Below are 8,828 nucleotides of genomic sequence, written 5' to 3'. Positions count from 1 at the left end.
ATTCCATAATAATCCAACTATAGTAAATTATCAAATTTAAAATAAACGGTTATATTTCATTTCAAACAACAACATAATCCTTTTATTTCTTTTCAATTAAAAAAGACTTTTACTACAATATTAATTATAATTAAATTAAGAACTTTCAAACAACAAGGAGGATTACTATGGCATTAGAAATGAAAACAAACTGTCAAATTTGCGACCATTCCCTTCAGCCCGATTCTGAAGCATACATATGCGTGTATGAATGTACATTTTGTGCACCATGTACAGAGAAAAGGCAAAATGTTTGCCCAAACTGCGGTGGAGAGTTAGTACGTAGGCCGAAAAAGAAATAATAAAAAGGCAAAAACGAACAGGAATATGTTCATTTTTGCCTTTTTATTTAACCTTTAAAATTACTTCTATTATTGATTTAAATGGTTTTTAACTGCTCTTATAACCAATTCATGATCTACTTCTGGTGGTAATCCTGAGACAGTTATCATTCCAATAACCCCTACGTTTTTTATTTGGATAGGAAAACATCCACCAAACGCAGCATATTCCGAGCCATCTAAACGGTATTTTTCATGATATGGAACTCCGCTTATTTCACTTTCTATCTGCATATAATACGAGCTATGATTATGCAGGGAAACGACCCGTTTTTTACGCTCAATCCATTTCGTATTTTCCTCAGTAGTCCCCGTCATCTTGAAATGAAATAATTGCACACCATTTTTGGTTATATCAACAGCAATCAACTTTCCCTCTCGCTTTGCTGTTTCAACGATAAATAAACCTAATTGCAAGGCATCTTCATTTGTAAAAGAGGAAAATTGAAGTGTTTCCTCCTCTATTAATATTTGTTTACTTATTTCACTCAAATTTGAAGTACTCATATCTTTAACCTCCCTAATTGTCTTATACCACATTGGCATTTTTTAGAATTACCAGACTCTATAGTACCGTAACGCTTGTTTTCTTCTTACTGGTGCTATTATGAATTATATTTAACACATTAAAAATGTATGTACTTTAAAGTGCTATAGGTACTAAACATTTAGTACAGGAATTGTCTACTTCCTTGATTAATTAAAATATAGTAAGGTGTTTGCATTTTTACAGTGCTACAATGTCCTTGCGAAAAGATACTATATTTTACTCGTGTGAATACCGAAAAAGCCAACTTAATACACGCGAATTCATTACAAGAAATACAAAAAAGCAAAGCGCCCACGCTTTGCTTCCTACAAAATCCCTTTTAACTTTTCACAAATTAACTTCGCTAAATATTCATAACCTTGTGGTCCGAAGTGTAAACCGTCTTTTTCATCATCTTCTACAAATCTCTTATAATCCTTTTCTTGAATCATTTCAGCGTACAAATTGAGAAAATGACTTCCTGTTTCTTTCGCCACTTCCTCAACCACATTTACATATTGACCGAGTACTTCATTCGTTCTATTATGTTGCCTTGCTTCATCAACCGGTGCAGGACTAATAAGTAATACTTTTTCTGGTGAGATCGCACTTACAATTCCCTCTAAATTTTCTTTGTACGACTGTAATGGAACTGGATCAAATAACACCGAATCATTTGTACCAAAAAAAACCGTTACAAAGTCTGGTTTATGTGATAGTACATCATCTTCTATCCTATTTAACGCATCGAACGTATTATCACCCGGAACACCTGCATTAACCACTTTCCAATTTGGAAACATCTCTTGCAAACGTGGTGTTAACCTCGGCGTTCCATCAAAAAATGTTTCATCAGCTGTAATACTATCACCAAAACATACTAACGTTTTCATTAATCTAGCACTCCTTTTACGTATGAAACAACTTTCCTTCTACCGCTTTCACATATCTTTCCGCAGAACGTTCAACTGCCTCATTTGCATTTTCTTTTACTACTCGGTGAAAGGCGTTATATAGACGATTAAATTGTAACGGCTTCACTCGATTCGCCATCTCTTCCACTTTCCTTGCTGGTAGTGGAATTAAGTTCGGATAACTATACATGAAACTCACCCACTGTTGGTCTGCTACAACTTGAATAATATCACCTGTTAATAAAATACCTTTCCCATCATTACCTTCTTCCCAATGTAATACAGAACCGCCACTAAAATGCCCTCCGAGACGATGTACAGTAATCCCATCCGCTAATTGTAAAGACTCACCAGACCAATAAATAATACGACTACTTGGACGCATCACCCACTCTTTATCGTCTTCATGTATATAAATTGGTACATCGAATGTTTCTGCCCATTCTACTTGGGTTGAATAATAATGCGGATGGGATAGTGCAATCGCATCTAATCCGCCCCACTCTTTTATCTTCTCAATTGTCGTGTCATCTAAATAAGTAATACAATCCCATAACAAACGATATGACTCTGTTTTTACTACAAATGCCGTTTGACCGATCCCAAATTCTGGTTTTGTCGTAATACTATAAAGCCCATTTTCTTCTTCTATAATTTCATTTTTATATGTATCACTCGTTTGCAAGTTTTCTAAACTCGTCCAAGACTGCCCTTTCGGATTAACATATTGTCTCTCCTCATCACAAATAACACAACTTACTGGTTCTTCCACACTCGCTGCATACTGTACTCCACACGTTGTACAAACGAAATTATTCATAGTTATTCCCCTATCCCTTTAATTTTTTATTAAGCTGATATTTGTTGATCGTTTTCTGCTTTTTTATTTTCAAGTGATACGCTTATAAGAGTAATAAAGTAGACAACTGTAACCGCCATAGGAATTACAATAAATCCTTTTTCCGCAAAAAGAATCCCACATACTGACGTTACTAATACAGTTCCTACTGATAAAAAACCATAACTTTTACTTTCATAAATCCATACATATGGTAAAAAATGAACACCTATTAACATCGCTACTACAAAAGGTAACCACTCCGGAAATTGAAAATATGCAAGTAATACAAACGGAATATTCAATACATTTATCCCACCAATTACTCCAGCTAAAGACCCTAGCGGGTTTCCTTTCGCAAACATGTCAATTTTTAATATAGCAGCTATCATTAAGCCGAAAGGAAACACACAGCCCATACCAATTAAATATACCCACACAACTTGCTTTTCTGAAAGAAGAACACCAGTTATGCTCGCTACAATCCAAAATAAAAGACCAGCTATTATAACAGGAAATCCCTTCTTCGTTTTTTGTGCTAAATCTCTTTTTGCTTCTGAAATGTTCATTTCTATATCTCCCCCAAAATATAAGTGCTATAATGTCGTCTTATTTTCGCTATCGAACATAATCTCATTCATCCAATAACGCCAAGCTACTAAGTAATCTTCTAAATCTTTCGGGTGGTGTCTTATACACGTATCTATACGTAAATATAAGCCTATGACCATTTCCTCATATAAATCTCGTTCTTTTTTATGAAATACACATTGTTTCATCGCATAACAAATTGCTTCTTTTGTTAAATCTTCCGGAGTTGAACAGAACGCGTAAATTAAATCGTATATAGGATCTCCTAACACTGGTAAAGGATCAATTACACCGCACAGCTTATTCTCCCGGAATATAAAATTATGGAATCCAAAATCACCATGTACTAAAAATGGCTGATTTATTCCAGTCCCCCTATTTGGACTATTCGCTAGTTTAAGAACAATTCTATACTCTTCCTCACTTATGTAACGTCTTACATTTTCATAAGCTTCCATCACATTTGCCCTTAAAAATTCATTCCAAGATTGAACCAGACTTTCTTTCCATCCCCAGCCATCTGTACCTGGAACAATTTTATACTTATTGATAACTTCTTTTACAAGTGTAATAAGCGTACTTCGTTTATGTCCTTGTTCGCACGAAGTACTACCTTCAAGGAAAGAATACACGAAATATGTATGTAAAGGTTCTTTATACAAAAGCTTTGAACATAAAGCATTCCCCTCATAAAAAGAAAGAAAATTAGCTTCTTCACGTATTACTTTCGCTTCATTCAGCTTTACAACATATTTTTCGTCCAACAAATACACTGTACTTGTCGTTCCTCCGCTCAACACTTTCATGCTATTTGGATAATGTGAAATAATCTTCTCATTAACTAATTGTTTAGCGATTACTGAAATGTTCATTCACTCACCCTTGCATCTGAAGATTCCTTCAATTCAAAAGACAAATTTACTATTATTTGACAATTGCAAGAGAATCCCTTCTAACATCTTAATATTGCAGAAATTAATTTTTATTTTATCAAAACGGCTTCCTTCAAGATTTCATCATATAATTCATTCCATTTATAATGATACGCTGCACTCTCTTCTACTCTAACAAACATCCTTTTATCGGATTCATACTCACCGTCAAACTTATGCACTTCATTAATCTCCATCCGGTAGAACGGCTGATACCCTACTTTTGGATACGGACTATTTTCATTCCAATTTGGATTATCACTATGGTCAACGATAATATATCCAAATAAAGTACATTCTCCTTTTACATAACCTTCTTCCCACGCTTCTCTTTTAAAACATTCTTCTGGTAGTTCCCCTTCTTCTATATGCCCACCAGGAAAGTCCCAACCACGCTGCTCATGGTCTATCAGTAAAACCTTATTATTATGAAAACAAAAACCGTGAACACTCGTGATTCTTTCGTATTCTGGCAATATACAATCTTTTTTCCACGTTAACCTCACTTTTGATTCCCCATAATTTGCGCATATAGTTACCATTTCCCTCACTCCAAATGCTCTTCATTTAATCTAATAATCTCTATTGCACGATCTCTTTCTTTTAACTTACGAGCCAAACTTTCTACACCAAATACTTCTGTAAATGTGTGGCTTCCTACAATCAAATTGATGCCTTTAAATTTCGCATGTTGCACTGTATATAATGTTTTTTCTCCCGTTATGTACGTATCACAACCTTTTTCTAGCGCACGCTCAATAAGGTTTGTATTGTTTCCTGCACCTGTTAATATCGCAATCCGTTTTACTGGCCTGTCATGATTTTTCCAGCTCTTCACTTTCTCTTCCATTCTCTCTTCAAGTTTTTCAACTAAATTTGAAAACGGAATCGCTTCTTTATATTCTCCTATGCCCGGTAGCTTTTCTTCCTCATACGTGGAATATTCCAGTATTTTGTCTATCCCAATTTCATTAAATAACGACGTACACGTGCCAAACTTTACAAAATCTAACGGCAAATGAATCCAAAAATGATTCATTTCATATTCTTTTAATTTCTCAATACAAGCCTCTTTCATACCGAATAGAAAACTCCACGGTGCATGATGTGTAACTATCATATCGATACCATTTCTATACGCTTCTTCAATTGTTTCTAGCGTCAAATTTGTCGTGTAACCTATTTTGTGAAATTCCTCTTTACTAATGTGAGTAAAGCCATACTCGTCATCACCGTATTTATTAAGATGCTCTTCAAAAAGTGATGTAATATGTTCTTTGAACTGCGTTATATTCATTTTCATTTCTCCTTTCATTTACTTTTATATTTCAAAAATAAGGAAATACTATTTAACGACGTTACATACATATAGGAGGACAATATGAAACCTGAATTTTTAAAAGCTATACATGAAGCGATTGGAAATGTTGAGCATATTCATATAGAAGAAAGTGGTGCAGATAGTTTACTCATTCATCACGATGATGCACAGCAATTAAAACAAGTTGCTGAAACGTTAGAAAACAATAATTTCCGCTCTACTATTAGAACAGCTGGGGATGCTTCGTATATTGAAGTGTTGAACAGGTAAGAAGAAGTCCCGGTTATATACTGGGCTTCATTCTTTTATATTGAAATTTCAAACTCTTTTACATACACCGCTGTTCCAGCAATATCAATTTGTAAGTTATCATTTTCTACATCTTTCGTTACATAAACCATTACACGACCATCTTTATTTATTTCCTGTCCTTGCTCAACGATTAACTCCAATTCATGGTCAAAATCTTTCTCCAAATACGTCGCATAATACGCTCCCATTACACCTGAAGCTGTTCCTGTCACTGAATCTTCAATCGTTCCAGAATAAGGTGATGAAAAATGACGACCGTGCATTTTTGCTTCTGCATCATATGTCTCTAAGCAAAGTGGATGAATCGCAACCTTCGGCATTTCTTTTAGCACCGATGGAAATTCATTATTATTAGGTTTCATTCTTTCACATGCATCAATTTTTTTGATAGGTACAATTAAAGTCCAAATACCAGTATTTCCATATACAATCGGTAAATTTTCATCTAAATCATTCACTTCAAGACCAATACTGTGAGCTAATGCCTCTTTGGAACCTGCAAAACTTTGAAACTTAGGTATTGCTTGTCTCATTTTAATAAAAGTTTCCCCATTTTCATTCGCATCTATATGTATTGGTAAAACCCCCGCCTTCGTTTCAATCGTTAAATTATGTTTCCCTCCCAATATTCCTCTTTTATGAAGTGCATATATTGTCCCTACTGTCGCATGACCACATAAATCATTTTCATGCCCAGGTGTAAAATAGCGAATTCTTATATCTGCTACTTCTGAAGAAAGAACGAAAGCTGTTTCGTTAAATCCAACCTTTTCAGCAATACGCTGCATTTCCTCTTCCGTTAATCCATCCGCCTCTAGTACAACACCTGCTGGATTTCCCATATTTGGTTTATTCGTAAATGCGTCGTAATGAAATACGTTTATGTTCTTCATTTACCTATCTCCTAATCCTTTTTAAATAATTTATAATAACTCTCTATCTCCGTTTTTATCACGCAATTATTTCTCCAAAATATCCTCTGCATCTTTTCATTTGAAGTATGTGTGCTTCCGATGTAATAAGTAGCCCCCATTTCCTTTAACATATGTAAAGATTGAAGATGCAGTTGGGAAGCAATTCCTTTCCCGCGATAATAAGGCATTACTCCAAAATAAAATAACCGTCCTTCACTTTCTGTTCCAGGCTCTATATGCGGTATGGACAAACCAATCGGCTCATTTTTATCATAAAAAACAATGCATGACTTTTCCCAACCTTTACCTAACTCTGTTTGCACTGAATGCAAATGTTCATCGACATTCAGAATTGACGGTCGATTTCCTGATTCCAACATACATTGCTCCCAAATGCATGTGAATTCTCTTTCCGATAATGTCCCTTCTTCTATCGAACGATATGTATATTGTTTTTCAAGCGACTCTATATTGTTCAACTCTCTACACACTTCTATCTTTGCCGCGTACAAATCAAAGCCCTCATCAAGTAACACTTTTACACTTGCGTTATAACTACTAAACCTTTTGTTTAATACAATACTCGCTCTTTTTAACTCCCAGTTAAAACAAACTTCTTCAAATCTACTTACCTTTTCTTTGTAAGTTTGTGCGCTATAAAAAACATCTTCTTCTATTTCTTCAATCGTTACTGCATTTGGTAAACCATTTAATACTTTTTTGGAAAGGCCAAATAGATTTTGAATACTTGTAATATCGTACTTTACCACTTTATTTCACCTACACCCGGCTCAATAAACTTCCCTGAAACCTTCTCATTTGAATCTATTACCCAATCATATATATTTTGTGCTCCTTCAGCCGGAGTCATATTCGCATCAAAGGCACCAATGTCAGTCTTTAATTTTCCAGGGTGAATTGCGGTTACACGAATTCCTTTATTCTCAAACTCTTGTTGTAAGCAGAGCGTTAACATATTTTGTGCAACTTTAGCAATTCGATATGAATATGAGAACTTACCTTGTGGAAACTCTTTGTTCGCCATTTTATGCAATGAACCTAATCGAGAGGACACATTTATTATTCTCGGATGATCCGATTTAGCTAAAGTCACATATGTACCTTTTACAGCTCGAATTACACCTAAGCAATGAATATTAAATAAGTTCGTTAACTCTTCTGAATTTGTATGTAAAACCTCAGTCTCCTTCCCAGTAATGCCAGCGTTATTTATAACTAGATCAATATACTCTGTATATTCCTCAAGCTGTTTTTTAATTTGCTCCGTACTCTCATCAATCGATAAGTCTGCTAATATAGGAAAACATCTAGAACTAAACATTTTCTTCAATTGCGTTACCGCAACCTCAGTTCTAACTAGCGGATAAACAATATGTCCATTTTCATGAAACACTTTCACTAGCTGTAACCCTAATCCACGATTTCCACCTGTAATAAGTACCCTCATATATCCATCTCCTTATTTTTATAATAAATAAGAAAATCTGCCCACTTACCATTCCCCATAGAAAATGCCTCTCTCGTACATTCAAATGAAAAACCAGCTCTTTCTGCAAGACGAACGGATGGCTTATTATCGATATGTATATGTAATTCGATTCTATGAAATTGAAGGCCATTAAAAAATAACGGCAGAGCAGCTTTTACACTTTCTACTCCATATCCATTTTTCCAATGTTGATTATGAATAGAGTAACCCATCATTGCCCATTGATAGTCCATATGTAAAATTTTTATAAGTTCTAGCTTTCCAATATTGGCGCCATCTTCTTTCTGAAAAATACCTAGCACATACATTTCATCCCGTCGTGCCGCCTCATCAAATCCTCTTATCCATTCCGTAAACCATTCTTTCGTTGAAGACGACATGTCATGATAGCCATCATCGTATTTATATTGAGATGGTAACCTCTTATTGAATCCATCTAACCAACTTTCATAATCCTCTTTTTGAAATGGACGAATAATAAGTCTCTCTGTCTCTACTTGTAATAGTGGCAGCTTCATTTATATCTTTTCCTTTAATTGTTAATTGAATATTCTTTATTATCTTACACAAAATACAAAATCTAGTAA

13 protein-coding genes are annotated in these 8,828 nt (G+C 34.8%); 2 read left to right on the top strand and 11 right to left on the bottom strand.

All coding sequences use genetic code 11. The annotated features are described in order from the left end of the window. The first annotated feature begins 167 nt into the window (after positions 1-167). Positions 168-341: a DUF1272 domain-containing protein gene (locus tag AB3X49_RS13460; protein WP_367962651.1), complete on the top strand. Its 174-nt coding sequence runs from the start codon at positions 168-170 to the stop codon at positions 339-341. A 69-nt stretch (positions 342-410) separates the two neighbouring features. On the opposite strand, the gene AB3X49_RS13455 is transcribed toward AB3X49_RS13460, so the two are convergent. From AB3X49_RS13455 to AB3X49_RS13425, 7 genes are all read right to left on the bottom strand, one after another. Further along, a complete protein-coding gene (locus tag AB3X49_RS13455; protein WP_341306255.1) occupies positions 411-887 on the bottom strand; it encodes a heme-degrading domain-containing protein in 477 nt (158 codons plus the stop codon). 348 nt (positions 888-1,235) lie between these two features. Further along, positions 1,236-1,802 carry an SGNH/GDSL hydrolase family protein gene (locus AB3X49_RS13450; RefSeq protein ID WP_367962649.1) on the bottom strand — a complete coding sequence of 189 codons (567 nt, stop codon included), beginning with the start codon at positions 1,800-1,802 and terminating at the stop codon, positions 1,236-1,238. Between the two features lie 16 nt (positions 1,803-1,818). Further along, entirely contained in the window at positions 1,819-2,643 is an 825-nt protein-coding gene (locus tag AB3X49_RS13445) for an MBL fold metallo-hydrolase (protein WP_367962647.1), read from the bottom strand. Between the two features lie 29 nt (positions 2,644-2,672). Beyond that, complete coding sequence (locus AB3X49_RS13440; RefSeq protein WP_367962645.1) at positions 2,673-3,230, bottom strand: DUF7010 family protein; 558 nt, start codon at positions 3,228-3,230, stop codon at positions 2,673-2,675. Positions 3,231-3,257: 27 nt separating this feature from the next. Further along, positions 3,258-4,124 carry a phosphotransferase family protein gene (locus tag AB3X49_RS13435; RefSeq protein ID WP_367962643.1) on the bottom strand — a complete coding sequence of 289 codons (867 nt, stop codon included), beginning with the start codon at positions 4,122-4,124 and terminating at the stop codon, positions 3,258-3,260. A gap of 110 nt (positions 4,125-4,234) precedes the next feature. Continuing rightward, the gene (locus AB3X49_RS13430; RefSeq protein ID WP_002014049.1) at positions 4,235-4,726 is read right to left on the bottom strand and encodes an NUDIX hydrolase; all 492 of its coding nucleotides are present in this window, start codon (positions 4,724-4,726) and stop codon (positions 4,235-4,237) included. A gap of 5 nt (positions 4,727-4,731) precedes the next feature. After that, positions 4,732-5,481 carry a Nif3-like dinuclear metal center hexameric protein gene (locus tag AB3X49_RS13425; protein WP_367962641.1) on the bottom strand — a complete coding sequence of 250 codons (750 nt, stop codon included), beginning with the start codon at positions 5,479-5,481 and terminating at the stop codon, positions 4,732-4,734. An 84-nt stretch (positions 5,482-5,565) separates the two neighbouring features. Between AB3X49_RS13425 and AB3X49_RS13420 the strand changes: the two genes are divergently transcribed. Beyond that, positions 5,566-5,775, top strand: coding sequence for a hypothetical protein (locus AB3X49_RS13420; RefSeq protein WP_000801639.1), 210 nt, complete (start codon positions 5,566-5,568; stop codon positions 5,773-5,775). A gap of 35 nt (positions 5,776-5,810) precedes the next feature. Here the strand turns inward: AB3X49_RS13420 and AB3X49_RS13415 are convergent, their stop codons facing one another. From AB3X49_RS13415 to AB3X49_RS13400, 4 genes are read right to left on the bottom strand one after another with little or no spacing between them, the layout of a single operon-like run. Continuing rightward, positions 5,811-6,710, bottom strand: a complete 900-nt coding sequence (locus AB3X49_RS13415; RefSeq protein ID WP_367962639.1) for a PhzF family phenazine biosynthesis isomerase — start codon at positions 6,708-6,710, stop codon at positions 5,811-5,813. Between the two features lie 11 nt (positions 6,711-6,721). Continuing rightward, entirely contained in the window at positions 6,722-7,501 is a 780-nt protein-coding gene (locus AB3X49_RS13410) for a GNAT family N-acetyltransferase (protein WP_367962637.1), read from the bottom strand. After that, positions 7,495-8,199, bottom strand: a complete 705-nt coding sequence (locus AB3X49_RS13405) for an SDR family NAD(P)-dependent oxidoreductase (RefSeq protein WP_367962634.1) — start codon at positions 8,197-8,199, stop codon at positions 7,495-7,497. The genes AB3X49_RS13410 and AB3X49_RS13405 overlap by 7 nt, the downstream gene beginning before the upstream one ends. After that, positions 8,196-8,759 carry a GNAT family N-acetyltransferase gene (locus tag AB3X49_RS13400; RefSeq protein WP_367962632.1) on the bottom strand — a complete coding sequence of 188 codons (564 nt, stop codon included), beginning with the start codon at positions 8,757-8,759 and terminating at the stop codon, positions 8,196-8,198. Before AB3X49_RS13400 ends, AB3X49_RS13405 begins: the two co-directional genes overlap by 4 nt. Positions 8,760-8,828 lie beyond the last annotated feature (69 nt).

It is taken from the genome of Bacillus sp. C30 (assembly GCF_040838255.1).
Classification (GTDB): domain Bacteria; phylum Bacillota; class Bacilli; order Bacillales; family Bacillaceae_G; genus Bacillus_A; species Bacillus_A mycoides.
The sequence above is the reverse complement of the archived record's forward strand: the minus strand, read 5'-3'. Positions and strand labels throughout refer to the sequence as shown.

Coding starts and splice junctions, on each gene's coding strand:
- AB3X49_RS13460 (WP_367962651.1), top strand. CDS start 168: ATGGCATTAGAAATGAAAACAAACTGTCAAATTTGCGACCATTCCCTT.
- AB3X49_RS13455 (WP_341306255.1), bottom strand. CDS start 887: ATGAGTACTTCAAATTTGAGTGAAATAAGTAAACAAATATTAATAGAG.
- AB3X49_RS13450 (WP_367962649.1), bottom strand. CDS start 1,802: ATGAAAACGTTAGTATGTTTTGGTGATAGTATTACAGCTGATGAAACA.
- AB3X49_RS13445 (WP_367962647.1), bottom strand. CDS start 2,643: ATGAATAATTTCGTTTGTACAACGTGTGGAGTACAGTATGCAGCGAGT.
- AB3X49_RS13440 (WP_367962645.1), bottom strand. CDS start 3,230: ATGAACATTTCAGAAGCAAAAAGAGATTTAGCACAAAAAACGAAGAAG.
- AB3X49_RS13435 (WP_367962643.1), bottom strand. CDS start 4,124: ATGAACATTTCAGTAATCGCTAAACAATTAGTTAATGAGAAGATTATT.
- AB3X49_RS13430 (WP_002014049.1), bottom strand. CDS start 4,726: ATGGTAACTATATGCGCAAATTATGGGGAATCAAAAGTGAGGTTAACG.
- AB3X49_RS13425 (WP_367962641.1), bottom strand. CDS start 5,481: ATGAATATAACGCAGTTCAAAGAACATATTACATCACTTTTTGAAGAG.
- AB3X49_RS13420 (WP_000801639.1), top strand. CDS start 5,566: ATGAAACCTGAATTTTTAAAAGCTATACATGAAGCGATTGGAAATGTT.
- AB3X49_RS13415 (WP_367962639.1), bottom strand. CDS start 6,710: ATGAAGAACATAAACGTATTTCATTACGACGCATTTACGAATAAACCA.
- AB3X49_RS13405 (WP_367962634.1), bottom strand. CDS start 8,199: ATGAGGGTACTTATTACAGGTGGAAATCGTGGATTAGGGTTACAGCTA.
- AB3X49_RS13400 (WP_367962632.1), bottom strand. CDS start 8,759: ATGAAGCTGCCACTATTACAAGTAGAGACAGAGAGACTTATTATTCGT.